A 26,244-nucleotide genomic window follows, 5' to 3' on the forward strand; every position below is an offset into this window, starting at 1 on the left:
CGTGAAGCCCGCCAACGTAATAATATAGCATTGCATATGGCATTCATGCGGCCCTTCCCTTATATGAAGGGTCGAATTCTAAACCTCCGCACTGTCGAGCTGCACGGACCGGTGCGAGGTTAGCTCCTATGTTTATGGGCATAGTCTTGTCCGAAAGATCGAATAGCTTTTCGGGATTATGCTTTAACTTCAAGAGGCAAGACCATGAGCCAGGCTGAAGCCCAAACCACAGCAGAGGCGACCACTGAAGCTGGCCGCATTCCCGTTACCGTTTTGACCGGCTATCTGGGCTCGGGAAAGACCACCCTTCTCAACCGCATTCTGACCGAGAACCACGGCAAGCGTTATGCCGTCATCGTCAATGAATTCGGCGAGATCGGCATCGACAACGACCTGATCGTCGAGTCGGATGAAGAAATCTACGAAATGAACAATGGCTGCATCTGCTGCACCGTGCGTGGCGACCTGATCCGCGTGGTGGAAGGCCTGATGCGCCGTCCGGGCCGTTTCGACGCCATTATCGTGGAAACCACCGGCCTTGCCGATCCGGTTCCCGTCGCGCAGACCTTCTTCATGGATGACGACGTGCGCGCCAAGACCGGCCTCGACGCCGTGGTCGCGCTGGTCGATGCCAAGCATCTGCCGCTGCGCCTCAAGGACAGCCGCGAAGCCGAAGACCAGATTGCCTTTGCCGATGTGGTGCTGATCAACAAGACCGATCTGGTGACGCCGCAGGAACTGGCCGCCATCGAAGCCACCGTTCGCGCCATCAACCCCCATGCCATCATTCACCGCACCGAGCGCGCCTCGATCCCGCTGGACCGCGTTCTCGACCGGGGCGCCTTCGACCTGAAGCGCGTTTTGGAAAACGACCCGACCTTCCTCGATCACGATCACCCGGATCATGTCTGCGGACCGGATTGCGACCATGATCATGGACACGACCACCATCATCATGACCACCACGGACACGATCACCATGCGCATGATCACGACCATGATCACCATCACCATGACCACGATCATGTCTGCGGCCCGGACTGTGACCACGATCATCACCATCATGACCACGCCTCGCCGATCCACGATGTTACCGTCAAATCCGTTTCGCTGCGGGCCGGTGACATCGATCCGGCGAAATTCTTCCCGTGGATTCAAAACATTACCCAGACCCAGGGGCCGAATATTCTGCGCCTCAAGGGCATCATCGCTTTCAAGGACGATCCGGACCGCTATGTGGTTCAGGGTGTTCACATGATTATCGAAGGCGATCACCAGCGCGCCTGGAAGCCGGAAGAAAAGCGGGAAAGCCGCCTTGTCTTCATCGGACGCGAACTCGACCCGGCTGCGCTGAAAGCCGGCTTCGAAAACTGCCAAGTCAAATAAGAAATACTGGACACTGATGCCTACAGTTGCCCCGTTTGACCTTGAAGGTCATTGTCTCCTTGCGCGCTTCATCGGCGGCGTTCCCTTCTTTGCTATGGCCGATGGGACGATCCATCGGCTCGATAACGGCAGCCAGAGTTCAACGGCCCATGACGGGCTGTTGAGCGCTGCGGTTTCCGTCGACGGCAAATCGCTCATCACCGGCGGCGAAGACGGTCGCGTCTGCCGCACCGATGCCAGCGGCGCGGTGACCGAGCTCGCCAAGGTCCCGCGCAAATGGATGACGGCTGTTGCAGCCGGTCCCGGCGGCACGGTCGGCTTTGCCTCGGGCCGTTCGGCCTGGGTGCGCGGCTCTGACGGCAAGGTACAGGAATACACGCAGGAACGCAGCGTCGAAGGCATTGCCTTTGCGCCTAAGGGCCAGCGGCTTGCGATTGCCCGCTACAACGGCGCGACGCTGATCTGGACCGGCACGGCAGCCAAGCCGGTCGAACTGGAATGGAAGGGCGCGCATATCGGCGTGATTTTCTCGCCCGATGGCCGCTTTCTCATCACCTCGATGCAGGAAAATGCCCTGCATGGCTGGCGTCTCGAAGACACCAAACACATGCGCATGACCGGCTATCCGGCAAAGGTGAAGGACTGGTCGTGGAGCGTGAAGGCCAAGTGGCTGGCGACATCCGGTGCGCCTGCGGCCATCGTCTGGCCTTTTGCGGGCAAGGACGGCCCGATGGGCAAGGCGCCGCTGGAGCTTGGCCTGCGCGGCGACAGCATGGTGACGGCGGTTGCCTGTCATCCGGTCGAGGATATTGTCGCCATCGGCTATAATGACGGCATGATCATGCTGGTTCGTTTTGCCGATCAGAAGGAAGTTCTGCTGCGCCGCCCCGGCAAAGGCGCGATCTCCAGCATGGGCTGGGACGATCAGGGCCACCGCCTCGCCTTCGGTTCGGAAGCGGGGGATTGCGGCATCGTTTCTTTAAGGGATTAGGGGAATAAGGGAGTAAGGCAGTAGCGGAATAGGTTGTAAAACATACTCCCCTATTCCCTTATTCCCCTACTCCCCTAACCTCACGGTCTCTTCATCGACACCGCAGGTGCGCCGTCCGGTCCGAGCGATGCGACCCACTGGCTGATCGCGGCGGCATCCTTGTCGCCGAGCATGTGATCGGCATCGATCGTGCGCGCATCGACGCGCGCGCCGCTGGAGCGCAGAAGCGCGGACAGCGCAGGCGCAAACGGCGAATAGAGCTTGTCTTCCTCGCCGGTGATCGTCAGCACGCGCGTCTTGCTCAGATTGGCGACCGGCGCATTGTCCAGCACCGGCATCGAGCGCATCAGCACCGCGCGCTTCACCAGATCGGGATGCAGCATCATGGTTGCCGCCAGAAGATTGGCGCCGTTCGAATAGCCGACGAAAGTCGCGTGGGTGAGGTCGAGGTCCTTGTCATCGGCAAGCCGCGTCAGGAACGTCACGAAAGCATTGGCTTCGAGCTTGATATCCTTCTGGTCGAACTTGACCGGCGTGATGCGCTTGTACCAGCGCGTGCCGCCATCCTGCATGACACGGCCGCGAATGCCCAGCAGCGTGGCGCGCGGCCAGATCTTGGATGCGAGCGGGACAAGGCTCGTTTCATTGCCGCCCGACCCGTGCAGCAGGATAACCAGCTCGTTGGACGCCTTTTCCGGCGTATAGAAGCGGTGAATGAACTGCTTGCTGCGGGAAAAATTCTGTTCCGGCGTGATTTCCGTATCCATCTTCTTCTCGCGCATGGTGACGCCTTCACCGAGCTTGGGCGCGCCTTCTTCTTCTTTCATCGAAGCGGCAATGCCGCTCAAGGCCTTACCCTGCCCCTTCGCGGAAGCAGCCACAGGCTGCCCCTCAGCAAAAGCCGAGCCGGTCGACACCATAAGCGCAGCCGCAAAGGCGGCAATAAACATCTTCTTTACCATGATCTCAACATAGCCAACGAGACGTTAACGAAGGTTTGAAAGCGGCCCCTCAACAAAGGCGATAAAGCGCTGCCTTCGCGGCGAACGGAACTCTCTTAACAGCAGAGATTTAGCAGGAATGTGGCGAAATGCACGAAAAATTACGACCTGTTACAATTCTGTTACAAATCGCGTAAAGGATCAACAATGCGTGAGCCACCAACAAGTGGAGAAAGCACCATGTTTCTGACGCGTTCAGCGGCAAAATAGGGTAATATTCCAGCAGTATGGATTAACGGACATGAAGAGCTTCAAACCCGGTCGCCTATCACATGCCCGTCTCACGCATGATGCGGTGACACCGAAAAACATCTATCTGCATCGCCGCCAGTTTATGGCAGGTCTCGGCGCGCTTGCTACCGCAGGCTTTGCGTCGTCGGCCTTTGCGGACCCGCTTAAGGCCGCAGCCTCGGCCTATAAGGTTGACGAGAAGCTGACGCCGAAGGAAGACGTCACGACCTATAATAATTTCTACGAATTCGGCACCGACAAGAGCGACCCATCCGCCAATTCCGCCGATTACAAGCCGCTGCCCTGGAAGCTGACCGTCGATGGGCTGGTAAAGCAGCCGAAAGAATTCGACATACGCGATCTGATCGCCACAATGCCGCTGGAAGAGCGCATCTATCGTATGCGCTGCGTCGAGGCATGGTCGATGGTGATCCCGTGGATCGGCTTTCCGCTGGCAAGCCTGCTGTCGCAGGTGGAGCCGCTCGGCTCCGCCAAATATATCGCCTTTACCGGTGTCGTGCGCCCGGAGGAAATGCCCGGCCAGAAAGGGCTGTTTCAGGTGCTGGACTGGCCCTATGTCGAAGGGCTGCGGCTCGATGAAGCCCGCCATCCGCTGACCATTCTGGCGGTCGGCCTTTACGGCGAGACGCTACCCAACGCCAATGGCGCGCCGATCCGCCTTGTCGTGCCATGGAAATATGGTTTCAAGGGCATCAAGGCCATTACCCGTATCTCCTTTGTCGAGAAGCAGCCGCCCACCTCCTGGCAGCGGCAGGCCGCCAATGAATATGGCTTCTATGCCAATGTGAACCCGGCAGTCGATCATCCCCGCTGGAGCCAGGCGACGGAACGGCGCATCGGCGAGGACAGTTTCTTCGCCTCCAGCCGCCGCCCGACCCTGCCCTTCAACGGCTATGCCGACGAAGTCGCGTCGCTTTATGCCGGCATGGATCTGAAAGCGAATTACTGACATGAGGGCAGCAACCGACGCGCGCGTGAAAAAGCCGTCCGGTCGCAAATCCGATGGCTGGAAGGTCTTGCTGCTCTATGCGGTCGGGTTCGTTCCCGCGGTCTGGACCTTCTATCTGGGCGCGACCGGCGGCCTTGGCGCAGATCCGGTCAAGACATTCGAACATATGCTCGGTCTCTGGGCGCTGCGCTTTTTGATCCTGACACTGCTCGTAACACCAATCCGTGACCTGACCGGCATCAGCCTTTTGCGCTATCGCCGGGCGCTCGGTCTTCTCGCCTTCTATTATGCGCTCATGCACTTCGCGACCTATATGGTGCTGGATCAGGCGCTGAATTTGCAGGTTATCCTCGCCGATATTCTCCGCCGCCCTTTCATCACCATCGGCATGATCAGCCTCGCGCTGCTGGTGCCGCTGGCGCTCACCTCCAACAACTGGTCGATCCGTCGGCTCGAACGCCGCTGGACCAGCCTGCACAAGCTCGTCTATGTGGCCATTGCAGGCGGTGCGATCCATTTCATCATGTCGGTAAAAAGCTGGCCCGCAGAGCCCGTCATCTACGCCGCCATCGTCGCAACGCTGCTCCTTTGGCGCGTCGTGCGCCCCTACAGGCGCAGCCGCAAGACCACCGCGCCGCGCCCGCGCGGGGATGCAGTGGCCTTTAAGAAGTAACAGCTCATAGAAGAGCTACTTTTTACAGCTTCCAGTCTATCGAGATAAATTTATCCATTTTCTGGATAGGCACTGACATAGTGCCGCAAATCATGTCAGTATCGCCGCCAATTCCGCATTGATTACCGCAACCGGCGAGCACTGAGGCACATGACGTCTATTTTAAAATCGACGCCCGTTCGCATTGCAGGCAAGTTTATCTTCATCCTATTCGCTCTTATCTTTGCGATCTGGGCAAGTTTTGCGATGTGGTACCAGTTGCCGTTCGGCACTGTTGTTCGCCAGGCAGTCATCGCGCTGTGGCTGCTCATCACACTTTGGACTATAGCCGGGGAACGCCGCTTCTTCTGCTGGCGCAAACGGCTGTTCTTCTGCCTCCTCGCCCTCCTCATTCTCGGCTGGTGGACGACTATCCGCCCTTCACTCGACCGCATCTGGGCACCCGATGTCGCGCGCATCGTTACCGGCAAGGTGGATGGCGATCTCGTCACGCTCACCAATGTCCGCGATTTCGAATGGCGCACCACTGAAGACTTTACCGAGAACTGGAAAGACGAAACCTACGATCTCGGCAAGATCACCTCGGTCGATATCTACCTCTCCTACTGGTCGAGCCCGGCCATCGCCCACACGCTGCTTTCATTCGGCTTCGCGGACGGGCGTCATGTGGTTTTCTCCGGCGAAATACGCCGCGAGCATCATGAAGTTTTCTCTTCCATTGGCGGCTTTTTCCGCGAATTCGAGCTGGCGATGATCGCCGCCGAGGAACGGGACATCATCTATCTGCGCACCAATATCCGCAAGGAAGACGTCTATCGCTATCAGGTCAAACTGCCGCCCGGACCGGCGAGACAATTGTTCCTGTCCTATGTCGAGCGCGGCAACCAGTTGGCCGCCCATGCGGAGTTCTACAACACTCTTACCACCAACTGCACGACCATGATCTTCGACATGGCGCGCCTGCTCGATCCGACATTCCCGTTCGACTACCGCATTCTGCTGTCGGGCTATCTGCCCGGCTACCTTTACGACAATCACTGGATCGAGAATGGCGGCTCGCTGGAAGAAGTACGCCAGCGCGCATCCATCGATGCAAAAGCACAGGCAGGCGGACGCGACGGCTTTTCGCAACGCATCCGCGAATAAAAAAACCCCGCTTCGCAGCGGGGCTTTCTGATATCATTCGCGCTGGGATCAGATCGCAGCGGTGATGATGATCTCGACCTTGTAGTCGGGCGTTGCAAGCGCTGCTTCACCCGTAGCGCGGGCTGGCGTGTGCTCCGGATGGACCCATGCGTCCCAGACCGCGTTCATTTCGGCGAAATCCTTCATGTCGGCCAGCCAGATGATGGCCTGAAGGATCTTGGTCTTGTCCGAACCGGCTTCCTTGAGCAGGCGATCCACTTCAGCCAGAACGGCCTTGGTCTGCTCGGTCACGCTGGCGCCCGGCAGGCCTACCTGACCGGCGAGGTAAACAGTATTGCCGTGAACCACGGCCTGGCTCATGCGCGGACCGACTCCGATGCGACGGATGCTCATGGTGAACTCCTCTGAATGCTGCTGCGGAAAGTGCTCCGCATTGGAAAAAATGTGCGCTCCCTTATGGAAGCCCAAGTGCCGTTTGGCAATGGCATTGCCATGCGTGATCGCTTAATTTCGAAACAGGAGGAACGAATATGGAGAAGCCGCTTGCCGACATCTACCGGGAGTATATTGCCTGCCTGAACGGACAGGACTGGGACAATCTCGGGCGCTTCGTCCATGAGACGGTCTCGCATAATGGCAGATCGTTCGGACTGGCTGGCTATCGCGCCATGCTGGAGCAGGATTTCAAGGCGATCCCCGATCTCCATTTCAAGATAGACCTGCTCGTCAGCGAAGCGCAGACTGTCGCCGCGCGCCTGGCTTTCGATTGCACGCCCGCCGGCGTCTTTCTCGGCTTGCCGGTCAATGGCCGCAAAATCCAGTTCGCGGAAAATGTCTTTTACACCTTCGAAAATGGCCTTATCAAAAGCGTCTGGTCGATCATCGACAAAGCAGCCATCGAAGCGCAGCTTTGATCGCATCTGCGGATTGACTCTTGAGGCCCCTCCCCCTATAAGCCGCGTCACGTTCGCCCGCGCGGGTTTACGGATGGTTTGTGCTGTCCGCCGCACGGGAAAAGAACCAGCTCCTGTTCAATAGAGCATGATCCCGCATAAGGGAAACCGGTTTCGGGCCAGATCATGTTCCACTGAAAAACAGAATTAAGAAGGGCCGCACACCGCGGTATTAAAAAAATGAAGCGCACTTATCAGCCATCCAAGATCGTCCGCAAGCGTCGTCACGGTTTCCGTGCACGCATGGCTACCACCGGCGGCCGCAAGGTTCTCGCCGCTCGCCGTTCGCGCGGCCGTAAGCGGCTTTCCGCTTAATCTTTTCCCGCGCAAAGTGGGTCTGTTGAGATTCTTACTAGCGCGGTGATTAGAAACATGAAAAAGCCGAAACAAATACTCCGCCTTCGCAAGAGAGCGGAGTTTTTGGCTTTAAGGAACGGTGAAAAGCGGCGCGGGCCGCTGTTTCTTCTCGAAGTTCGCGAACGGACTGAAGAGGAATCGGCAGCGGCGAAGATCGGCGACAAGCCGCGCGCCGGCTTCACCGTCACCAAGAAGAACGGCAACGCCGTGATACGAAACCGCATCCGTCGCAGGTTGAGAGAAGCGGTACGTTGTCACGCGGGACGTGACATGGCGCCTTCGACCGACTATGTGATCGTAGCGCGCGAGCAAGCTCTCACTGCGCCCTTTTCGCGACTGACCGAGGAACTCACCCGCCGCATCAAGGCGAAGGCTGAGCGGAAAGGCGAAGGGAAACGCCGAACGGAAAGACCGGAATCAGGACCCGTCAATGGAAAATAAACGCAATTTCTTCATCACCATTGCCCTGTCCATCCTCATACTGACGCTGTGGCAAGTGTTTTATCTGGGTCCGAAAACGGAAGCCCAGCGGGAGCAGGCACGCATTGAGGAGCAGCAGCGGCAGGCCCAGCAGGCAGCCCAGGGTGGCCAGGCAGGCAATGGTGCCGGCGATACGCCACAGGCGCCACCCGCGTCGGGCACAATTCCCGGCCATGGCGATGTGGCAGCCGCAGGCGGCGCGCTGACCCGCGAAGCCGCAATCGCTCAAACAGAGCGCGTCCAGATCGACACGCCTTCGCTGCGCGGTTCGATCAATCTGACCGGCGCGCGTCTTGATGACCTCTTCCTCAAGAATTATCACGAGACGGTCGACGACAATTCTCCGAATATCGAACTGCTCGCGCCATCCGCGCTGAAGCAGGGCTATTTCGTTGAACTCGGCTTTACCGGCAATGACACCACCGGCCCGGTTCCGGGACCGAACACGGTCTGGTCCGTGGAAGGCAACAACAAGCTGACCCAGACCACGCCGGTCACGCTGACCTATACCAACGAGAAGAACATCACCTTCAAGCGCGTCATCTCGGTTGACGACGCCTATATGTTCTCCGTTGACGACACGATCACCAACAATACCGGTGCGCCGATTTCGCTGGCCTCCTATGGCCGCGTTACCCGCTTCAACCAGCCGGAACATGCCAGCGCAACCTATGTTCTGCATGAAGGTCTGATCGGCGTCATGGGTCAGGACGGCCTGCAGGAAATCAAATATTCCAAGGTCGAAGACGACAAGGACATCTCGTTCAAGGACGTGAATGGCGGCTGGCTCGGCATCACCGACAAGTACTGGGCCGCAACGCTCGTACCGCCGCAGGACGAAAAGTTCACCGGCCGCTTCTCGCACTTCACCAATGATCGCCCGCGCTACCAGACCGATTTCCTCGGCGCGCCGATGACCATTGAGGCTGGCCAGTCGCAGACCCTGAAGAACCACGTCTTTGCCGGTGCAAAGGTCGTCACCCAGATTCAGGCTTATGAAAAGCAGCTCGGCATCAAGCAGTTCGAACTTTTGATCGACTGGGGCTGGTTCTATTTCATCACCAAGCCGATGTTCTACCTCATCGACTGGATCTACAAGTTCTCCGGCAATTTCGGCGTCGCCATTCTGGTCGTCACCGTTCTGCTCAAGGGCCTGTTCTTCCCGCTCGCCAACAAGTCGTACAAGTCGATGGCGCGCATGAAGCTGGTTCAGCCGAAGATGACGGAAATCCGCGAAAAATACGCGGACGACAAGATGAAGCAGCAGCAGGCCATGATGCAGCTGTACAAGGAAGAGAAGATCAATCCGCTCGCAGGCTGCTGGCCGGTGCTGGTGCAGATTCCGGTGTTCTTCGCGCTCTATAAGGTTCTCTACGTCACCATCGAAATGCGCCACGCGCCGTTCTTTGGCTGGATTCAGGATCTTGCAGCGCCCGATCCAACCTCGCTCTTCAACCTGTTCGGCCTTCTGCCTTTCGCCGTGCCGCACTTCCTGATGATCGGCGTCTGGCCGCTCCTGATGGGCATCACCATGTTCCTGCAGATGCGCATGAACCCGACCCCGCCGGACCCAACGCAGGCTGCGATCTTCACCTGGATGCCGATCATCTTCACCTTCATGCTGGCTTCGTTCCCGGCTGGTCTGGTGATCTACTGGGCATGGAACAACCTGCTCTCGATCACCCAGCAGGGCATCATCATGAAGCGTCAGGGCGTCAAGATCGAGCTCTTCGATAACCTCAAGGGCATGTTCAAGCGAAAGCCCAATGAGGCGAAGAAATAGAACTGAAGAACCCCGCTCTAGTATCGTGATCGCGAAGTTCGCCAAAGACCGATATCTCGCTCGACAGCGAACTTCGCGATCAAAACGACACTAGAACCCCAAAAATTATGAGTGCCCCTTTAATTCTGAAATTCGCATCGGGTTTGATATCAAGCGCCGGCGAATTTCAGAATTGGGGCACTTTTGGGGTTTTTTATGCCGTCATGTTGACAATGCGGCCCATACCATTGATGCGTGTATTCAACAGAATACACGGACCAGGATAAAAACATTGAGCGAGCAGGATAAGAAGCAGGCGGCAATCAATGCGGCTCAGGCGGCGGCAGATGCAACCCGCGCGGCGCAGGCGGCACTGGTCGAGCAAGGCCGTGCGCTGTTCAAGAAGTCGTGGATATTCATCCGCGGCGTGCCGTCGATGCAGTTCCTGCCACCGGAAGGCCCGGTGGAAATCGCCTTTGCCGGACGCTCCAATGTCGGCAAGTCATCGCTCATCAATGCTTTGGTCAACAAGAAGGGCCTTGCGCGCACGTCCAATACGCCGGGCCGCACGCAGGAACTGAATTATTTCGTGCCGGACGGCTATTCCGGAGAAAACGGCGACCTGCCGCCGCTGGCCCTCGTGGACATGCCGGGTTATGGCTTTGCCGAAGCGCCGAAGGCCCATGTCGATGCGTGGACGCGGCTTGTGTTCGACTATCTGCGCGGACGCACCACGCTGAAACGCGTCTATGTGCTGATCGACGCACGCCACGGCATTAAGAAGAACGATGCCGAAGTACTCGACCTTCTCGATAAGGCAGCCGTGTCCTACCAGATCGTGCTGACCAAGATCGACAAGATCAAACCGGCGGGCGTGCCGCGCCTGATGGCGGATACGCACAAGCTCACCTTTCGCCGCGCAGCCTGCTTCCCCGGCATCATCGCCACCTCGTCGGAAAAGGGCCTCGGCCTCGATGATTTGCGCGCCGCTATCGCTCTGGTGATCAAGGAATCCTGATTTCAGCCGGGCCTGTCCTGAGAGCCTGGCTCAAAAAGCGGCCTGTGTGTGCGAAAATGGTGATTTTCGAGTACCGGAGCGGAGCGTACTCAAGATACGTGAGCACCGGAATCCTCGCATAACCCCGAAAAGTTGCAGACTTTTCGGTTCAGATTATGCGAAAGCAAATCTCAAATTGCCATTTGCAGCCACATAGGGCGACTTTTGGAACAGGCTCTCAGAGAGGACAGGTTTCCGGCAGGTTGTTCAGTCCCTGATTGCCACGATCGAACTGCACGTCGGTCTTGTCCCCGTCGCGGGTAATGCGCAGCACATAGATGCTGTCGAAATCGTCGCCCGACCATTTGGGCACGTCATGCTTGTCGCCGCCATTCTCCTTGACGATGTCGCGCACCAGCTTGACGATCTGCTTGTGCTCCCAGCCGACCAGAACGGTCGCATTGCGATAGGCAGGCGCGTCCAGCGCTTCTTCCAGCTTGTCGATATCTTCAAAGCCAAAGCGCGTATCGACCGGCAGGCCGAGCGCAATCGCGGTCGGCTCGACGGTCGCAAGCGGACGGACATAGGCATAGGTCTCGCCCTTGTCGTCCTTCTCCTCAGACGGATTGGGCGCGAAAATCGCCGCCGGCTTGCCGAACTGTTTTGCGATGACCGCTGGCAGTTTCAGCGAGCGGTTCAGGCCGCGACAGCTCAGCTGCCCCAGCCCTGCTTCCGGCTTTTCGCCATGGCGGACAAAGATCACGGTTTGGGTGGAGGATGCCGCAATTGCAACATTCTGGGCGGCGTTAAAGGCAACGAGCGAAATCAGAGTGGTGAAAATCAACCGACGCATTGAAACAACTTTCTTCATGGAACAGCGAAACTATAAAATCACATCTGGATAGAGCAAACATACGACGCCGTTTCCAGCCAACTATTCGTGAAAAATAAGCGGCGAGACCGCTTTCGCGGATTCCATTTGAATCAAAACCAGTCTAGAAAAGCCTGCCTCTTCTGCCCTGTCGCCAGCCATGGAGCCCGCGATGACGACCCTTGAAAATTCCGAAAAGCAAGCACAACTCCTCTCCGCCGCCCTGCCCTATATGCAGCGCTACGAGAACAAGCACGTCGTCGTGAAATATGGCGGCCACGCCATGGGCAATCCGGAGCTGGGCAAGGCTTTTGCCCGCGATATCGCGCTGTTGAAGCAATCCGGCATCAACCCGATCGTCGTGCATGGCGGCGGCCCGCAGATCCAGGCCATGCTGACCAAGCTTGGCATCGAATCCCGTTTTGAAGGGGGATTGCGCGTTACCGACGAGAAGACCGTCGAAGTGGTGGAAATGGTTCTGGCCGGTTCCATCAACAAGGAAATCGTCGCCCTCATCAATGCCGAAGGCGAATGGGCTATCGGCCTGTGCGGCAAGGACGGCAACATGGTCTTCGCGCAGAAAGCGCACAAGACCGTCATCGACCCGGATTCCAATATCGAGAAGGTGCTTGATCTCGGCTTCGTCGGCGAACCGGCGGAAGTGGACCGCACCCTGCTCGATCTTCTGGCGCGTTCCGAGATGATCCCGGTCATTGCGCCGGTGGCGCCGGGCCGCGATGGCCACACCTACAACATCAACGCCGACACCTTTGCGGGCGCCATCGCAGGCGCGCTGGCCGCAACGCGTCTTTTGTTCCTGACCGACGTTCCAGGCGTGCTGGACAAGGACAAGAACCTGATCAAGGAACTCTCGGTTGCCGACGCGCAGGCGCTCATCAAGGACGGCACGATTTCCGGCGGCATGATCCCGAAGGTCGAAACCTGCATCGAAGCCATCCGCCGTGGCGTGGAAGGCGTTGTCATCCTGAATGGCAAGACGCCGCATTCCGTCCTGCTGGAACTCTTCACCGAACATGGCGCCGGCACGTTGATCGTGCCATAAAGACCCATGACCAATAGTTCCAACGCACCGACCTTCACCCCAGCTTTTGAGCACGTCACCGACTGGGTGTTCGACCTCGACAACACGCTTTATCCCCACGCCGCCAATCTGTTTTCGCAGATCGACGTGAGAATGACGAGCTATGTCGAAAATCTGCTTCAATTGCCGCGCGAGGAAGCACGCCGCATCCAGAAGCAGTTCTATCTCGACTATGGCACCACGCTGAAAGGCCTGATGGAATGCCACCAGATCGACCCGGACGACTTTCTGCAAAAGGTGCACGATATCGACTATAGCTGGCTGAAGCCCGATCCGGCGCTCGGCGAAGCGATCAAGTCGCTGCCGGGCCGCCGCTTTATCTTCACCAATGGTGATCGCGGCCATGCCGAACGCGCAGCGCGCCAGCTTGGCATTCTGGATAATTTCGACGACATTTTCGACATCGTAGCGGCTGGCCTGCTGCCAAAGCCGGAACGCGGCACCTATGACCGTTTTCTCGGCGCTTTCGGCGTCGATGCCAGCAAGGCCGTGATGTTCGAGGATCTGGCGCGCAATCTCGTCGTGCCCAAGGCGCTCGGCATGAAAACCGTTCTGGTGGTGCCGAACAATTTCGAGCCGACCTTCTCGGAAATCTGGGAAAGCGACCCGGAATTTACCGATCAGGTGGACTATGTGACGGATAATCTGACCCAGTTTCTGGAACAGATCATTGCAGGCAGATAGGCGTTTTACTGGCCTCGAACAGTCAATCGATGCGGCGGCCCACCGCATTCTCGACCGGCTGCCGCGGAACCGCCTGACCGATGGGCTGATTGAATTTTTGGTCTTCGGGCTGAAACAGGCATGGGCATGCCTGTTCGGCGGCGCGATGCTGGGCCTCATCATCCTCACCCGCTGGCTTTGGCCGGAAAGCGGCATCGGCGGTATCGCCAATATCGTAACCCGCTATGACTTCCTGTTCCTTTCCGCTGTCGCCATCCAGCTTGCGATGCTGGTCTTCAAGCTGGAGGCATGGGAAGAAGCCAAGGTCATCCTGATTTTCCATGTCGTCGGCACGGCCATGGAAGTGTTCAAGACCCATGCCGGTTCATGGGTGTATCCGGAAGAAAACTTCTTCCGTATTGGCGGCGTGCCGCTGTTTTCAGGCTTCATGTATGCGGCGGTCGGCTCCTATATGGCGCGCATCAACCGCATCTTCGATATAAGGCTGAACCATTATCCGCCGCTCTGGACAACGCTGGTGCTGGCGGCGGCAATCTATGTCAATTTCTTCGCCCATCACTTCATCTGGGACATACGCTGGCCGCTGTTTGCCCTGACATTCGCCTTGTTCTGGCGCACCAGCATGCATTATCGCGTGTTCCGCTTTCGGCACAAAATGCCTCTGCTCGTCGCCTTCCTGCTGACCTCGCTCTTCATCTGGTTTGCGGAAAATATCGGCACGTGGTCGAAGGCCTGGCTCTACCCCAACCAGCAAAATGGCTGGGTGCCGGTTTCGCTCGGCAAGCTCGGCTCATGGTATCTTCTGATGATCATCTCCGTCGTGCTGGTCACGCTGGTTCATCGCCCTCGTCCCTATCAGGGAGAGGAGAACGCCCAGTCCCTCGTTCCAGAAAAAGCAGAAGCATAGACCGCACCGTCTGGTCAGAACCTGCCCGTGACATCAATGCTCGCACCATAGGCCATATCCCGGTTTACGGTGCGCGCGAGGTAAGGCGTCACGCCCACGCTCAAGGCCCCGCTGAAAGCGTAGGACAAGGTGGTCGACAGGCTGCCGCGTGTATGCGCGGCCTCCGCATCGAAGCTGAGCGCCCCGATATAATCGGCACTTGCCATCACGCTCGGATCATCATGCGCTATATCCTGTTCGATTTCCGCATTGATCAGCCACCGCACCTTGTCGCTTAACGGCATGGCATAGTTTGCTCCGAGATAGACCGCAGTGCGGCGTGACCTCACATCCGAATAGGTGAACGGGAAATAGGCGTTGGTTTCCGTGTAACCATCCATCTTCAGATCGCTGTAACGCAGCCCCGCATAATAGCCGAAGACGGCATTGTCGGGGAGATCGTGCGACCGCCCGGCTTCCAGCGACGCCCCCCAGCCTTTGACCGTGCTCTCGCCCATGCCAGCCTCCGTATAGGCCAATAGATGCCGGGTCCGCTCGACATCGTAGCGACTGGCAGCGACCGAACCTTGCAGATACCAGTGTCCATTTGCCGTTGGCGCGCGCCAGCGGGCATAGAAGCCGCCGCCAATATTGTCATTATCGCGGTCGAAACTCTCCGGCATATCGCGCCAGAACGAATGCGCGACGGTGATGCCTGCCAGAAAATTATCGGTAAAGGCGTGCGCCATGGAGATCCAGCCAAGCGCATCGGTGGTCTCTCCCGAACGCCCAATATCCCCTGAAAGCGAATAACAGCTCTCCCCAGCTTTCGCGACATCGCAAGAACGCTGTAACCTTCCCAGTTTCCCCCGCTGCGATTCCATTACCGAGAATGTATCCCCCGCCAGCGCGGCAACAGTTTTCGCCGTGTTGGTCACATCGACGGCCACCGATTGCACGGGCGGCGGCGACCCGGTTTCTGTTTGCGGCGATGGAGGGTTTTGCGCATCGGACGGCGGGCCCGGCTGAGAATCGGACCCGGTTTCTGAACCCGGGGTCTCTGGCTCGGTTCCCCCAATGCCGGGCGGCGGGGTAGGCGTTCCGGTGACAGGTGGCGGCCCCGTCTCACCCGGATCGGGATCAGGCTTCGGCGTCGTTACGGGCGGAGACGAAATCAGCAGTTTCCAGACCGCCGCATGCGACACTCCGGATGCCAGCGTCGAGGCGCCCACCACGACAGTGCCATCGGCCGACATGGCCATGGCTGTCGAAGACACGCCGCCAAGCGTGCCGAGATCGGTCGGTACAGTTGCGCCATTCGCCCAATAAACCGCATGGGAATTGCCGTCTGTTGCAGTGGAAGACCCGACAATGATCGAACCATCGGCAGAAATGGACGCAACTTCGGAAGAATACCCCCCGAGCGTGCCAAGGTCGGTCGGCGTGGTCGCCCCCCTCCTCCAAGAGACGGCACGCATTTCGCCCAACGCATTGTTGGATATGCCCGCAAGCACAGAACCGTCAGCCGACAGGGTGAGAACATCGGAATAGTAACCGCCAAGCGTGCCGAGATCAGCCGGCGACAAGGAGCCGTCAGTCCATGATGCCGCATGGAGTTCGCCGCTGTTCGTCTCCGACTGCCCTGCGATGACACGCCCGTTTGCGGATACGACATTTGCGGAGGACGTTGCGCCCCCGAGCGCACCCAGATCAGTCGGCGTCAGCGTACCATTCGTCCAGGACACCGCATGATAAACATTGGGCGCATATTCCGCATAGCCGACAATCACCATACCATCGGCGGAAACGGCCTTGGCATAGGATGTGTTGTTGTTGAGCGTTCCCAGATCAATCGGAGATGTCGCGCCATTCGTCCATTTCACTGCCCGGTTCTGGCCAGCAGATGTCGTGGCGTTTCCGATAATGATGCTACCATCCGCGGATAAGGCGACGGCGTCGGAAAAGCCGCCCCCCAACGTACCAAGGTCAGTCGCCACTGTCGCGCCACCTGCCCAGAACACAGCGTGCTGGGATGTGCCAATCGTCGCCTGACCGACAATGAATGTACCATCAGCCGAGACGGCGTTGACGACAGAATTGCCCCCACCCGACACGGACAGAACCGTCGGCGTGGCGCTTCCGCCGGCCCAGGAAACCGCTGAAACGCCGCCGGATGTCTGCGCCTTGCCCGCTATGACCGATCCGTTGGCGGACACAGCCGTGGCGGAGGCATCGCCCGCAAGCGCACCAAAGTCCAAAGGCGGACCAGATTGTGCCACATCAGCGGCATGGGCCGGACAAGCACCAACCATCGTCCCGATCAGCAGCCCGGGAACGCTTTTAAGGATCGCTTTCATAGCGACCTCTTAAATACAGTTTCGATATGATATGGGAATATATCTGCTATTTATAATAGTCGAATACATGATACCCCTCACAAAACCATGCATCTTTATTATAAATTTATTTTTAACTACGGCAATATAAATTGTTTCATATTAGAAAATATGATTTATATTTATTATTACTTTTAAATAATATAATAACTTATAAGGGTTTTTCTTGCATTTCAAAGAAAACGCCCGACCTTAGAAAAGATCGGGCGCGAGGTATGGTTTATACTCCGTGAGCAACTCAATCAGAGCTTATAAAAATCCTTGATTTGGTCCCAGGCTTCGTCTGCCGTTTCAACGAAGTTCAGGAGCTCTATATCGGCTGGCGAGATTGTGCCCTGCTCGGCCAGAAATTCGATATTGATCGCCTTGGTCCAGAACTCCTTGCCGAACAGGATCAGTGGCATGCGCTCCATACGGTTGGTCTGGATCAGCGTCATCGCCTCAAACAGTTCATCCATCGTGCCGAAGCCGCCCGGAAACACACAGATCGCCTTGGCGCGCATCAGGAAGTGCATCTTGCGGATCGCGAAATAATGGAAGTTGAAGCAGAGCTCCGGCGTCACATAGGGATTCGGTGCCTGCTCATGCGGCAGCACAATATTGAGGCCGATGGTCGGCGCACCGACATCGGCAGCGCCACGATTACCCGCTTCCATCACGCCCGGACCGCCACCCGTCACCACGATGAACTCGCGATAATAGGTCGTGGCGGAATATTCCGAGCAAAGCCGCGCGAATTTGCGGGCTTCCTCATAATAATGCGCATTGGCTTCGAGATTCTTTTTCTGCACCTCGTTTTTCGCAGCCCATGCCTCGCCGCCCGGCTCCGGAATGCGCGCGCCACCGAACATCACCACCGTCGATTTGATACCGCGGTCGGCAAGGATCAGCTCCGGTTTGAGCAGTTCAAGTTGCAGGCGCACCGGGCGCAGGTCGCGGCGCGTGAGGAAATCGTCATCCGTAAAGGCAAGGCGATAGGCTGGCGCTTCCGTCTGGGGCGTCTGCGGTACGGTTTTTGCCTGCTTGATCGCTTCCTCGGAATGCGGGAAAGGCGTCCAGCCGGACTTCTCCATCGGGTTCATGCGTCACCTGCTCCTTACAACCTATTTACCAAACGCATTGTCACGCCAAATGTTTAATCTGTCTCAAACATGTCGGACATTCTTCGAGAATGAAGATCAAGAGCGCGCAATTGCGCCGTGATCTACATTGACCCATTTGGCGCCTTCGCTTAATCACTTTCATGACAATCGGCCGGCCCAAGCGCCCGGTCTGCCATCTGCTGCCCTTTGACGGAGACTGCACCCCATGACCAAGCCAGACCTCGCCTCCCTTGAAAAGACCATCGACAAGGCTTTTGACGAGCGCGACGGTGTCAACACGGCCACCCGCGGCGAAATCCGCGATGCCGTTGAACAGTCGCTTATCCTGCTCGATCGCGGCGAGGCCCGTGTCGCAGAAAAACAGGCGGACGGCAACTGGCAAGTCAACCAATGGCTGAAGAAAGCCGTGCTTCTCTCGTTCCGCCTTAACCCGATGGAAGTCATCAAGGGCGGCCCCGGCCAGTCCTCCTGGTGGGACAAGGTGCCGTCCAAATTCGACGGCTGGACGGCCAACGAGTTCGAAAAAGCCGGCTTCCGCGCCGTGCCGAACTGCATCGTGCGCCACTCGGCCTATATCGCACCAAATGCCATCCTGATGCCGTCTTTCGTCAATCTCGGCGCTTATGTCGATGAAGGCACGATGGTCGACACCTGGGCAACCGTCGGCTCCTGCGCGCAGATCGGCAAGCATGTCCACCTTTCGGGCGGCGTCGGCATTGGCGGCGTGCTGGAACCGATGCAGGCGGGGCCGACCATCATCGAAGACAATTGCTTCATCGGTGCGCGCTCAGAAGTCGTGGAAGGCTGCATCGTGCGCGAAGGCTCGGTGCTGGGCATGGGCGTGTTCATCGGCAAATCGACCAAGATCGTCGACCGCGCCACCGGCGAAGTGTTCTATGGTGAAGTTCCGCCTTATTCGGTCGTCGTCGCAGGCACTATGCCCGGCAAGAATGTGCCGGGTGAAAACTGGGGCCCGAGCCTCTATTGCGCCGTTATCGTCAAGCGCGTCGATGAAAAGACCCGCTCGAAGACCTCAATCAACGAATTGCTGCGCGACTGACGGGCTAACAGCCACCAGAAATGACAAAAAGGCGAAGCCCGTGCTTCGCCTTTTTTATTCGGCACTATTTTTATGCAACCGACATCTGAATCGGTCGCTCCCTTCGGATGGCGCAAAGCCTCTGGTCCGGGCATCTGTCCGGGGAGGCTTTGCAGCCATCCTCCGGGGAGATTCTTATGCTATCGAACCATTAATTCTCATAGCTGGAAGGCGAAGCATCGCCGAAGCGATTGGCCGAACCGTCCTGATAAACCGGGGTCGACTGGCGAATGGTCGCCGTGGAGGTGTAATCGACAGGACCCGACGTCCCGATCAGCGGAGCCGTATTCGGAGCCTTGAAGGCCTTTTCCTGAACGACCTGAGAGTCAGGCATGCCGACATAAGGATTTTCGGCATAGGCAGCACCGGCGCTAAGAGCGACTGCAAGGGCGGCAAGAGCGAATTTTTTCATTTTCTATCTCCTAAATAAATGGAGCGGCGTATGAATTCGTCGTTCCGATACATCTGAAATGGGTAACAATGGGGAAAAGTTCCAGTCACGAAAATTTTTAATTGATCACAGGTTTGTGCACGCCGTCCATCGTACATATTGCAATTAATTCAAAAAAAATAATTAAAAACAGAAGGATAGTTTTTTGATGCGTTCTCACCGCTGTGTTACAGCCCGTAATTTGTTCACCGAACTCGAACAGTGTGTTTGAACTTATTGTATAATAAACGTGAACAATGAGCGCTTCTTAATGAAGCAAGGGCTCATCGCGCCGCAGGGGGATCGGCTCCTGCATATGCTCCCAATCATCAACGGGCCCATAAAAAGACGCTTCAATCCACCGCAGACCCGGCAAACAAAAAGCCGCATCAAGGATGCGGCTTTCAACAATGGCTCGGTTTGCGAGAGCCTCGGCTATCGCTCCGGCAATGATCAGTTATTCGCTACGGCCACCGAACGACCGGCAATGGAAACCCACTGGCCGGAATTGGACGGCGACTGCATCTTGATATAGCGATAGGACGTTTTCTCGACCGGCAGAACCTCGTCACGCATATTGTCGAGGATATAATCACCATGATCGGTACGAGCGGTCAGCACGATATGCGCCTCGCTGCCCTGCACCATAGTGATCAGGAGCTGCGACGCGCTTATGCCACGCGCCATCAGCTGCGCACGCTTCATCAGCACATAATCCTCGCAATCGCCCTTCCCATTGACTGGCATGGTCCAATAATCGCGCTTGCCATAATTATCCTGATCGGAAACCGGCTTGATGCGATGATTGACGGAGCTGCTGACGCTCTGCAAAAGCTTTAAGCGCTGCGGCGTCAGCTGCATCGGCGGCAATACGCTATGGCTACGGCAATCGCGCGGATTGCGCTCGCAATAGTCCTTGTGTCCGTAAGGGATGCTTGTCAGTCCGCCCGCTTCACTCCACTGTGCAGCCTTGACTGGGACCATCGTTGCTCCGAAGAGCGCCATCATGCCTGCTACAGTTGTGGTGATTAAACGCATGCACAGTTTCCCATTATTAAGAAAGTTCCCGCTGATCGGCCCGTTTTCCGGGTCTCGTTATCAACTTTTTTTTACCTAACGATGACAAAGGCCCTCCGGTCAAGAAAATTTCGTTTCCAAATTGCAACCGGGGTGGAAAAGCGCGTGATAAGTGAATTTTCTGCCACGGTAAGAACCAAGGTTTGTGGTTCCATCCGAACGCATCCCGATCTAGTCTCCCACAACAGACGATTCTTGAGTAAGAAGCCGAAATCATGAGTTTAGCCGTTAATCCCGCCGAAAATCTCGCCGCCCTGATCCGCTGCCCATCCGTAACGCCCGCCGAAGGCGGCGCGCTGACGGCGCTGGAAGCGATGTTGAAGCCAATGGGCTTTTCCGTCGAGCGGCCCGTCTTCAGCGAAGACGGCACACCCGACATCGAAAATCTCTATGCCCGCAAATCCGGCAACGGTCCGCATCTCATGTTTGCCGGCCATACGGATGTTGTTCCGCCCGGCGATGAAAACGACTGGAAACACCCGCCCTTCTCCGCTGCCATCGAAGATGGCGTCATGTATGGGCGCGGCGCTGTCGACATGAAAGGCGGCGTCGCCTGTTTCGTCGCGGCCGTGGCGCGTCATGTGGAAAAGCATGGCAGCCTAAAGGGCAGCGTCTCCTTCCTTATCACCGGTGACGAGGAAGGCCCGGCGGTCAATGGCACGGTAAAACTGCTCGACTGGGCGAAGCAGCGCGGCGAAAGCTGGGACGCGTCGATTGTCGGCGAACCGACCAATCCCAACGCGCTTGGAGATATGATCAAGATCGGCCGTCGCGGCTCGCTCTCCGGCACGATCACCGTTCAGGGTGTGCAGGGCCATGCGGCCTATCCGCATCTGGCGGAAAATCCGGTGCGCGGCATCACCACGCTGGTGGACAGCCTACTTTACCCGGCCTTCGATCAGGGCACGGCGGATTTTCAGGCCAGCAATCTCGAAGTCACCACCATCGACGTGGGCAACAAGGCCACCAATGTCATCCCGAACAAGGCGACGGCCTCGTTCAATATCCGCTTCAACGACAGCTGGACGGCGGAAAGTCTGCAGGCCGAAATCCGCGCACGCCTCGAAAAGGCCGCCCGCGACAATCGCCTGCGCCCCGGCCGCGAAACACCGATCAGTTACGAACTGACGTGGCGCGAGAGCCCCAGCCATGTGTTTCTGACCCGCGATGAAAAGCTCATCGGTACGCTGACTGCTTCCGTCGAGGCCGTCACCGGCAAGCGCCCGGAACTGTCGACTTCCGGCGGCACGTCGGATGCCCGCTTCATCAAGGACTATTGCCCAGTGGTGGAATTTGGCCTTGTGGGCCAGACCATGCACATGGTCGATGAACGCGTGGCCCTTGCCGACCTTGAAGGTCTGACACAGATTTATGAGCGCTTCATCGCTGACTTCTTTGGGTAAATAAGGGTCTTCATGCCGAGCCTGGACGATATTTTCAGATATTTTCGGGGCGTCTGGAAAATGATGCTCGGTCGCCGCGACGGTCTCGATTATCTCGATGTAACCGCCGAGGGCTTCTGGTCTTCCTTTTACGCAATAGCGGTGGCTCTGCCGCCGCTTTTTGCCAGCTGGGTGGCCTATGCCGCCGATCTCACCGCCGGACGCGAGGAAGCGGGCATTCGCTTTGCCATCGTGCTGCGGGCCGCGTTCGTCGATGTTGCGGCATGGGTAGTGCCACTGGCCATCATCGGCATGCTGGCCAAGCGGATCGGCATCGTCAAACGCTATGCAGCCTATGTGATCGCCACCAATTGGGGCAGCGCGCTTCTGGCCTGGGTCTTTGCGCCGATCACGCTGTTACAGCTGTTTTTTCCCGGACGTTTTGATGTCGCGACGCTGTTCGCGCTGATCATGTTCGGCGCTTCGATTGTGCTGAGCTATCGGCTGACCCATGTGGCGCTGCAACGTCCGCATGCTTTTGCGGCACCATTCTTCGCCTGCGTCTTCTTCGGCTCGCTATTCCTCACCGTGCTGCTGCAGCAGATCTTCGGCATCGGCTTCGACCCGCACGCGTATTAAAATGGAAACGCGTAATCGACGCCGATCAGATAAAGGCCGTAAGGCGGCGCGACCTGACCGCAGGCCTTGCGGTCGCGCGCTTCAAGGGCCGCCTGCAAATCATCCGCCGTCCAGCGCCCGACGCCCACTTCCATCAGGCTGCCTGCAAAGGAGCGCACCTGATTATGCAGGAAAGAGCGCGCCGAAACCCGCATCTCGATGATCTCGCCGTCGCGCGTAATATCAAGCCGGTCAAGCGTCTTCACCGGGCTTTTGGCCTGACACTGCGTGGCGCGAAAGGTCGTGAAATCGTGTTCGCCCAGAAGAAGCTGCGCCGCTTCGTGCATCGCCTCGTGATCGAGGCGCTTCTGCACCCACCACGCGCGTTGATAATCAACCGCCAGTGGCGCACGTCGATTGTGGAAGCGGTAGAGATAATGACGCCCCTGCGCCGAAAAACGCGCATCGAAACTGTCTGTCGTCTTCTCGACATTGAGAATGCTGACACGCTCATTGGCCATGACGAGATGCGCATTGACCGCATCGCGCACCTTACCCGCACCCCAATCCTTGGTCAGATCGACATGCGCAACCTGCGCCGTCGCGTGCACGCCTGCATCGGTGCGACCCGCTGCGCTTAACGCCAGATCCTCGCCGCAGAATTTCTTGAACGCCTGCTCGATAGCGCCCTGCACGGTGTGGCCGTTTTCCTGACGCTGCCAGCCCGCATAGGGGGTGCCGTCATATTCGACCAGAAGCCTGTAGCGCGGCACGGGCCTACAAAACCTTCGTAACCGTTGCGCCGCGCAGGAATTCCTGCGCAGGCAAAGACTTGCCGCCCGAACGCTGCAAGGTGACGAGCCGCACAGCACCTTCGCCGCAGGCAACCGTCAGCCGGTCGTCCAGCACGGTACCCGCCGCACCAGAACCTTCGCCCAGCGTCGAGCGCTGAAGTTTCACACGCTCGACAACGCCATTGATTTCCATCTCGCACCATGCACCCGGAAAAGGCGCAAGGCCGCGAATGGCATTGTGCACATCACGGGCAGGCTTCGACCAGTCAATGCGTGCTTCGGCCTTGTCGATCTTGGCGGCATAAGTGACGCCTTCTTCCGCCTGCGGCTGCAATGTCAGACTTTCGCGTTCAAGCGCGCCCAGTGCCCGCACCATCAGGTCCGCGCCGATCATGCTCAGACGATCATGCAATTCGCCAGCCGTCATATCCGGTGTGATCGCAACTTTTTCAGCCATGGCGACCGGTCCCGTATCGAGCCCTTCGTCCATTTTCATGATCATCATACCGGTTTCGCTATCGCCCGACATGATGGCGCGCTGGACGGGCGCGGCACCACGCCAGCGCGGCAGAAGCGAGGCATGGCCATTATAGCAGCCAAGCCGCGGCGCATCGAGAATGGCTTTGGGCAAAAGCAGACCATAGGCGACGACGATGGCGACATCGGCCTCCAGGCTCGCAAAAACCTCCTGCTCTTCCGCACCCTTCAGGCTCTTCGGCGTGAAGACGGGAATACCGAACTGCTCGGCCTTTTCATGGACAGGAGACTTGGTCAGCTCCAAGCCTCTGCGCCCGGCCGGACGCGGCGGCTGCGAATAGACCGCCACCACCTCATAGCCCTGCCCGATAATGGCGGTCAGGATCGGCACGGAAAAATCCGGCGTGCCCATGAAGACGATACGCATTAAAGAACCTTCTTCGACGCCCGCTGGCTGGCGAGCTTCTTAAACTTCTTGATGACCATATCGCGCTTCAGCTTGGAAATATGATCGATGAAGAGCACGCCGTTGAGATGGTCGATCTCGTGCTGCAGGCAGGTGGCCATCAGGCCATCGGCTTCCATTGCGTGCGGCTTGCCATCGACATCGAAGTAATTGACCTTGATGGCGGCTGGCCGTTCCACTTCCGCATAATAATCCGGAATGGACAGGCAGCCTTCTTCATAGGTGCTGACTTCATCCGTCACGCCGACAATCTCGGGATTGATGAAGACATGCGGCGCTTTTTCCTCGCCTTCCTTGGCAAGGTCGATGACCAGCATGCGGATCGGCTCGCCAACCTGAATGGCGGCAAGGCCAATGCCCGGCGCGTCATACATGGTGTCGAACATGTCGCCGGCGAATTTGCGCAGCTGATCGTCAAAGCGCTCCACTGGCTTGGAAACCAGGCGCAACACGGGATCGGGAAGGATGACAAGCGGTTTTACTGACATGCGCTTCACGTAATCGCTTGTGACAGAATCGTCAATTGCGCTTTGCAAAATGTTCTCGTTTTGATCTCTTCAAGCCCATCCGAATCAGCTAAGCTTGCCGCATGGAAAACCAAAACCTCTTGAATGAGCCGCTTTTGCAGCTCGGCGCTACATCGCTCACGCTGGGGAATATCCTGCTGGCGGGCATCGTGGTGGTCGTTCTTTGCCTCGTCATTTTTCTGATCGCGGCGACACGCTCTGCACGTTTGCGCGCCGTTGCTGAAGCACAGGCAGAAGACCGCGCCCGCGATGCGGAACATCGCATGGCGGAAATCCTGAAGGCGCAGGCCGAGATGCAGGGCCGCATGCAGACCATGGCGGAAGTGTTCGGGTCGCGACAGGCGGAATTGAACCAGTCGATCCGCGAACGGCTCGACGGCATGACGCATCGCATCGGCCAGACCATGACCGAGCAGACCCGCTCGACCCATGAAAATCTCGCCAAATTGCAGGAGCGTCTGGCCGTCATCGACACGGCGCAGAACAATATCCAGTCGCTCGCCGGACAGGTGGTGCAGTTGCAGGCGATCCTCGCCAACAAGCAGACGCGCGGTGCTTTCGGCCAGTCGCGCATGGAAGCGATCATTGCCGACGGCCTGCCGCAGGGCGCCTATGAATTTCAGGCGACTTTGTCCAACGGCACCCGCCCTGATTGCCTCGTGCGCATGCCCAACAATGCACCATCGCTGGTGATCGACGCCAAATTTCCGCTCGAAGCATGGAACGCCATGCGCGAGACGGAACAGCCGGAAGCGCGAAAGAACGCCGTCGCGCAGTTTCGCCGCGATATGGAAATCCATATCAAGGATGTTTCCGATAAATATCTGATTACCGGCGAAACGCAGGATACAGCTTTTCTGTTCGTGCCGTCGGAATCGATCTTCGCCGATATTCACGAGCATTTCGAAGCGCTGATCCAGCGCGCGCACCGGGCGCGGATCGTGATCGTCTCTCCTTCCCTGCTGATGCTGTCCATCCAAGTGATTCAGGCGATCCTGAAAGACGCCCGCATGCGCGAGCAGGCGCATGTCATTCAGGGCGAAGTGATCCGCCTGATGGAAGATGTGGGCCGTTTGGACGAGCGCGTGCGCAAGCTGCAAACCCATTTTGTGCAGGCCAACAAGGATATTGACGATATTCTGGTGTCGTCCAACAAGGTCACCCGACGCGGCGCGAAGATCGAAGCGCTGGAATTCGGCGAAAAACCTGCGGAGGAAAGCGCGCGTCCGCAATCACGACCGGCGGAAAGCGCTCCCACCCAAATGCGCCTGCGCGTGGTGGAAGAGGACTGACCGTGTTTTCCCTCATCCTGAGGAGGTGCGAAGCACCGTCTCGAAGGACGAGGGAAGCTCAAAATAAGGGTGCTGCCGCCCTCATCCTGAGGT

The 26,244-nt window shown here is 57.8% G+C and carries 27 protein-coding genes; 17 read left to right on the forward strand and 10 right to left on the reverse strand.

Annotated elements, in window-relative coordinates:
- The first annotated feature begins 204 nt into the window (after positions 1-204).
- Together JAU75_RS17180 and JAU75_RS17185 are read left to right on the forward strand one after the other, a co-directional pair.
- The gene (locus tag JAU75_RS17180) at positions 205-1,386 is read left to right on the forward strand and encodes a GTP-binding protein (protein ID WP_199057700.1); all 1,182 of its coding nucleotides are present in this window, start codon (positions 205-207) and stop codon (positions 1,384-1,386) included.
- Between the two features lie 16 nt (positions 1,387-1,402).
- Positions 1,403-2,377 carry a WD40 repeat domain-containing protein gene (locus JAU75_RS17185; RefSeq protein ID WP_199057701.1) on the forward strand — a complete coding sequence of 325 codons (975 nt, stop codon included), beginning with the start codon at positions 1,403-1,405 and terminating at the stop codon, positions 2,375-2,377.
- 80 nt (positions 2,378-2,457) lie between these two features.
- Here the strand turns inward: JAU75_RS17185 and JAU75_RS17190 are convergent, their stop codons facing one another.
- Complete coding sequence (locus tag JAU75_RS17190) at positions 2,458-3,339, reverse strand: alpha/beta hydrolase (RefSeq protein WP_371836198.1); 882 nt, start codon at positions 3,337-3,339, stop codon at positions 2,458-2,460.
- 280 nt (positions 3,340-3,619) lie between these two features.
- Here JAU75_RS17190 and msrP point away from each other — a divergent pair, with 280 nt between their 5' ends.
- The 3 genes from msrP to JAU75_RS17205 all read left to right on the forward strand — a co-directional run bounded on the left by msrP (position 3,620) and on the right by JAU75_RS17205 (position 6,398).
- Positions 3,620-4,579, forward strand: a complete 960-nt coding sequence (gene msrP, locus JAU75_RS17195) for a protein-methionine-sulfoxide reductase catalytic subunit MsrP (protein WP_199057702.1) — start codon at positions 3,620-3,622, stop codon at positions 4,577-4,579.
- Between the two features lies 1 nt (position 4,580).
- The gene (msrQ, locus tag JAU75_RS17200; protein WP_199057703.1) at positions 4,581-5,252 is read left to right on the forward strand and encodes a protein-methionine-sulfoxide reductase heme-binding subunit MsrQ; all 672 of its coding nucleotides are present in this window, start codon (positions 4,581-4,583) and stop codon (positions 5,250-5,252) included.
- A gap of 150 nt (positions 5,253-5,402) precedes the next feature.
- Positions 5,403-6,398 carry a DUF4105 domain-containing protein gene (locus tag JAU75_RS17205; protein WP_199057704.1) on the forward strand — a complete coding sequence of 332 codons (996 nt, stop codon included), beginning with the start codon at positions 5,403-5,405 and terminating at the stop codon, positions 6,396-6,398.
- A gap of 48 nt (positions 6,399-6,446) precedes the next feature.
- Here JAU75_RS17205 and JAU75_RS17210 read toward each other — a convergent pair whose 3' ends face one another.
- On the reverse strand, positions 6,447-6,791 hold the full coding sequence (locus JAU75_RS17210; RefSeq protein WP_199057705.1) for a RidA family protein: 345 nt from the start codon (positions 6,789-6,791) through the stop codon (positions 6,447-6,449).
- A gap of 137 nt (positions 6,792-6,928) precedes the next feature.
- On the opposite strand from JAU75_RS17210, the gene JAU75_RS17215 reads away from it, so the two are divergent.
- From JAU75_RS17215 to yihA, 5 genes are all read left to right on the forward strand, one after another.
- Positions 6,929-7,312, forward strand: coding sequence for an ester cyclase (locus JAU75_RS17215; RefSeq protein WP_199057706.1), 384 nt, complete (start codon positions 6,929-6,931; stop codon positions 7,310-7,312).
- Between the two features lie 219 nt (positions 7,313-7,531).
- Entirely contained in the window at positions 7,532-7,666 is a 135-nt protein-coding gene (gene rpmH, locus JAU75_RS17220) for a 50S ribosomal protein L34 (protein WP_006467565.1), read from the forward strand.
- 57 nt (positions 7,667-7,723) lie between these two features.
- Positions 7,724-8,149: a ribonuclease P protein component gene (gene rnpA, locus JAU75_RS17225; RefSeq protein ID WP_199057707.1), complete on the forward strand. Its 426-nt coding sequence runs from the start codon at positions 7,724-7,726 to the stop codon at positions 8,147-8,149.
- On the forward strand, positions 8,139-9,971 hold the full coding sequence (gene yidC / locus JAU75_RS17230; RefSeq protein WP_199057708.1) for a membrane protein insertase YidC: 1,833 nt from the start codon (positions 8,139-8,141) through the stop codon (positions 9,969-9,971). The genes rnpA and yidC overlap by 11 nt, the downstream gene beginning before the upstream one ends.
- Positions 9,972-10,323: 352 nt before the next feature.
- Positions 10,324-10,968 (forward strand): ribosome biogenesis GTP-binding protein YihA/YsxC, encoded by a 645-nt coding sequence (gene yihA / locus JAU75_RS17235; RefSeq protein WP_247880528.1) that lies wholly within the window; start codon positions 10,324-10,326, stop codon positions 10,966-10,968.
- A gap of 217 nt (positions 10,969-11,185) precedes the next feature.
- Here yihA and JAU75_RS17240 read toward each other — a convergent pair whose 3' ends face one another.
- A complete protein-coding gene (locus tag JAU75_RS17240) occupies positions 11,186-11,800 on the reverse strand; it encodes a hypothetical protein (protein WP_199057709.1) in 615 nt (204 codons plus the stop codon).
- A gap of 190 nt (positions 11,801-11,990) precedes the next feature.
- Between JAU75_RS17240 and argB the strand changes: the two genes are divergently transcribed.
- From argB to JAU75_RS17255, 3 genes are read left to right on the forward strand one after another with little or no spacing between them, the layout of a single operon-like run.
- Positions 11,991-12,881, forward strand: coding sequence for an acetylglutamate kinase (argB, locus tag JAU75_RS17245; protein WP_199057710.1), 891 nt, complete (start codon positions 11,991-11,993; stop codon positions 12,879-12,881).
- 6 nt (positions 12,882-12,887) lie between these two features.
- Positions 12,888-13,604: a pyrimidine 5'-nucleotidase gene (locus JAU75_RS17250; protein WP_199057711.1), complete on the forward strand. Its 717-nt coding sequence runs from the start codon at positions 12,888-12,890 to the stop codon at positions 13,602-13,604.
- Positions 13,591-14,511 carry a DUF817 domain-containing protein gene (locus tag JAU75_RS17255; protein WP_199057712.1) on the forward strand — a complete coding sequence of 307 codons (921 nt, stop codon included), beginning with the start codon at positions 13,591-13,593 and terminating at the stop codon, positions 14,509-14,511. The genes JAU75_RS17250 and JAU75_RS17255 overlap by 14 nt, the downstream gene beginning before the upstream one ends.
- A 14-nt stretch (positions 14,512-14,525) precedes the next feature.
- Here JAU75_RS17255 and JAU75_RS17260 read toward each other — a convergent pair whose 3' ends face one another.
- Positions 14,526-16,847: an autotransporter domain-containing protein gene (locus JAU75_RS17260; protein WP_199057713.1), complete on the reverse strand. Its 2,322-nt coding sequence runs from the start codon at positions 16,845-16,847 to the stop codon at positions 14,526-14,528.
- A gap of 281 nt (positions 16,848-17,128) precedes the next feature.
- Complete coding sequence (locus tag JAU75_RS17265) at positions 17,129-17,968, reverse strand: LOG family protein (protein WP_199057714.1); 840 nt, start codon at positions 17,966-17,968, stop codon at positions 17,129-17,131.
- A 226-nt stretch (positions 17,969-18,194) separates the two neighbouring features.
- Between JAU75_RS17265 and dapD the strand changes: the two genes are divergently transcribed.
- Entirely contained in the window at positions 18,195-19,049 is an 855-nt protein-coding gene (gene dapD / locus JAU75_RS17270) for a 2,3,4,5-tetrahydropyridine-2,6-dicarboxylate N-succinyltransferase (RefSeq protein ID WP_199057715.1), read from the forward strand.
- 190 nt (positions 19,050-19,239) lie between these two features.
- Here the strand turns inward: dapD and JAU75_RS17275 are convergent, their stop codons facing one another.
- Both JAU75_RS17275 and JAU75_RS17280 read right to left on the reverse strand, forming a co-directional pair.
- Complete coding sequence (locus tag JAU75_RS17275; protein ID WP_199057716.1) at positions 19,240-19,500, reverse strand: hypothetical protein; 261 nt, start codon at positions 19,498-19,500, stop codon at positions 19,240-19,242.
- Positions 19,501-19,971: 471 nt separating this feature from the next.
- On the reverse strand, positions 19,972-20,523 hold the full coding sequence (locus tag JAU75_RS17280) for a transglutaminase-like cysteine peptidase (RefSeq protein ID WP_199057781.1): 552 nt from the start codon (positions 20,521-20,523) through the stop codon (positions 19,972-19,974).
- Positions 20,524-20,810: 287 nt separating this feature from the next.
- On the opposite strand from JAU75_RS17280, the gene dapE reads away from it, so the two are divergent.
- Positions 20,811-21,998, forward strand: a complete 1,188-nt coding sequence (gene dapE, locus JAU75_RS17285) for a succinyl-diaminopimelate desuccinylase (RefSeq protein ID WP_199057717.1) — start codon at positions 20,811-20,813, stop codon at positions 21,996-21,998.
- Between the two features lie 12 nt (positions 21,999-22,010).
- Positions 22,011-22,616 carry a hypothetical protein gene (locus JAU75_RS17290; RefSeq protein WP_199057718.1) on the forward strand — a complete coding sequence of 202 codons (606 nt, stop codon included), beginning with the start codon at positions 22,011-22,013 and terminating at the stop codon, positions 22,614-22,616.
- Here JAU75_RS17290 and truA read toward each other — a convergent pair.
- Genes truA through def form a run of 3 tightly spaced genes read right to left on the reverse strand, consistent with a single transcriptional unit; the run spans position 22,613 to position 24,820 of the window.
- Entirely contained in the window at positions 22,613-23,368 is a 756-nt protein-coding gene (gene truA, locus JAU75_RS17295) for a tRNA pseudouridine(38-40) synthase TruA (protein WP_151591684.1), read from the reverse strand. The genes JAU75_RS17290 and truA overlap by 4 nt on opposite strands.
- Before the next feature lie 4 nt (positions 23,369-23,372).
- Positions 23,373-24,293, reverse strand: a complete 921-nt coding sequence (gene fmt / locus JAU75_RS17300; RefSeq protein ID WP_199057719.1) for a methionyl-tRNA formyltransferase — start codon at positions 24,291-24,293, stop codon at positions 23,373-23,375.
- Positions 24,293-24,820, reverse strand: coding sequence for a peptide deformylase (gene def, locus JAU75_RS17305; protein ID WP_199057720.1), 528 nt, complete (start codon positions 24,818-24,820; stop codon positions 24,293-24,295). Before def ends, fmt begins: the two co-directional genes overlap by 1 nt.
- A 101-nt stretch (positions 24,821-24,921) precedes the next feature.
- Between def and JAU75_RS17310 the strand changes: the two genes are divergently transcribed.
- Positions 24,922-26,151, forward strand: coding sequence for a DNA recombination protein RmuC (locus JAU75_RS17310; RefSeq protein WP_199057721.1), 1,230 nt, complete (start codon positions 24,922-24,924; stop codon positions 26,149-26,151).
- The last annotated feature ends 93 nt before the right edge of the window (positions 26,152-26,244 follow it).

This window comes from Ochrobactrum sp. Q0168, from assembly GCF_016427605.1.
Lineage (GTDB): Bacteria > Pseudomonadota > Alphaproteobacteria > Rhizobiales > Rhizobiaceae > Brucella.

Excerpts from the sequence above, each read along its gene's own strand:
- JAU75_RS17180 (WP_199057700.1), top strand. The coding sequence starts at position 205 with ATGAGCCAGGCTGAAGCCCAAACCACAGCAGAGGCGACCACTGAAGCT.
- JAU75_RS17185 (WP_199057701.1), top strand. The coding sequence starts at position 1,403 with ATGCCTACAGTTGCCCCGTTTGACCTTGAAGGTCATTGTCTCCTTGCG.
- JAU75_RS17190 (WP_371836198.1), bottom strand. The coding sequence starts at position 3,339 with ATGGTAAAGAAGATGTTTATTGCCGCCTTTGCGGCTGCGCTTATGGTG.
- msrP (WP_199057702.1), top strand. The coding sequence starts at position 3,620 with ATGAAGAGCTTCAAACCCGGTCGCCTATCACATGCCCGTCTCACGCAT.
- msrQ (WP_199057703.1), top strand. The coding sequence starts at position 4,581 with ATGAGGGCAGCAACCGACGCGCGCGTGAAAAAGCCGTCCGGTCGCAAA.
- JAU75_RS17205 (WP_199057704.1), top strand. The coding sequence starts at position 5,403 with ATGACGTCTATTTTAAAATCGACGCCCGTTCGCATTGCAGGCAAGTTT.
- JAU75_RS17210 (WP_199057705.1), bottom strand. The coding sequence starts at position 6,791 with ATGAGCATCCGTCGCATCGGAGTCGGTCCGCGCATGAGCCAGGCCGTG.
- JAU75_RS17215 (WP_199057706.1), top strand. The coding sequence starts at position 6,929 with ATGGAGAAGCCGCTTGCCGACATCTACCGGGAGTATATTGCCTGCCTG.
- rpmH (WP_006467565.1), top strand. The coding sequence starts at position 7,532 with ATGAAGCGCACTTATCAGCCATCCAAGATCGTCCGCAAGCGTCGTCAC.
- rnpA (WP_199057707.1), top strand. The coding sequence starts at position 7,724 with ATGAAAAAGCCGAAACAAATACTCCGCCTTCGCAAGAGAGCGGAGTTT.
- yidC (WP_199057708.1), top strand. The coding sequence starts at position 8,139 with ATGGAAAATAAACGCAATTTCTTCATCACCATTGCCCTGTCCATCCTC.
- JAU75_RS17240 (WP_199057709.1), bottom strand. The coding sequence starts at position 11,800 with ATGCGTCGGTTGATTTTCACCACTCTGATTTCGCTCGTTGCCTTTAAC.
- argB (WP_199057710.1), top strand. The coding sequence starts at position 11,991 with ATGACGACCCTTGAAAATTCCGAAAAGCAAGCACAACTCCTCTCCGCC.
- JAU75_RS17250 (WP_199057711.1), top strand. The coding sequence starts at position 12,888 with ATGACCAATAGTTCCAACGCACCGACCTTCACCCCAGCTTTTGAGCAC.
- JAU75_RS17260 (WP_199057713.1), bottom strand. The coding sequence starts at position 16,847 with ATGAAAGCGATCCTTAAAAGCGTTCCCGGGCTGCTGATCGGGACGATG.
- JAU75_RS17265 (WP_199057714.1), bottom strand. The coding sequence starts at position 17,968 with ATGAACCCGATGGAGAAGTCCGGCTGGACGCCTTTCCCGCATTCCGAG.
- dapD (WP_199057715.1), top strand. The coding sequence starts at position 18,195 with ATGACCAAGCCAGACCTCGCCTCCCTTGAAAAGACCATCGACAAGGCT.
- JAU75_RS17275 (WP_199057716.1), bottom strand. The coding sequence starts at position 19,500 with ATGAAAAAATTCGCTCTTGCCGCCCTTGCAGTCGCTCTTAGCGCCGGT.
- JAU75_RS17280 (WP_199057781.1), bottom strand. The coding sequence starts at position 20,523 with ATGGCGCTCTTCGGAGCAACGATGGTCCCAGTCAAGGCTGCACAGTGG.
- dapE (WP_199057717.1), top strand. The coding sequence starts at position 20,811 with ATGAGTTTAGCCGTTAATCCCGCCGAAAATCTCGCCGCCCTGATCCGC.
- JAU75_RS17290 (WP_199057718.1), top strand. The coding sequence starts at position 22,011 with ATGCCGAGCCTGGACGATATTTTCAGATATTTTCGGGGCGTCTGGAAA.
- fmt (WP_199057719.1), bottom strand. The coding sequence starts at position 24,293 with ATGCGTATCGTCTTCATGGGCACGCCGGATTTTTCCGTGCCGATCCTG.
- def (WP_199057720.1), bottom strand. The coding sequence starts at position 24,820 with ATGTCAGTAAAACCGCTTGTCATCCTTCCCGATCCCGTGTTGCGCCTG.
- JAU75_RS17310 (WP_199057721.1), top strand. The coding sequence starts at position 24,922 with ATGGAAAACCAAAACCTCTTGAATGAGCCGCTTTTGCAGCTCGGCGCT.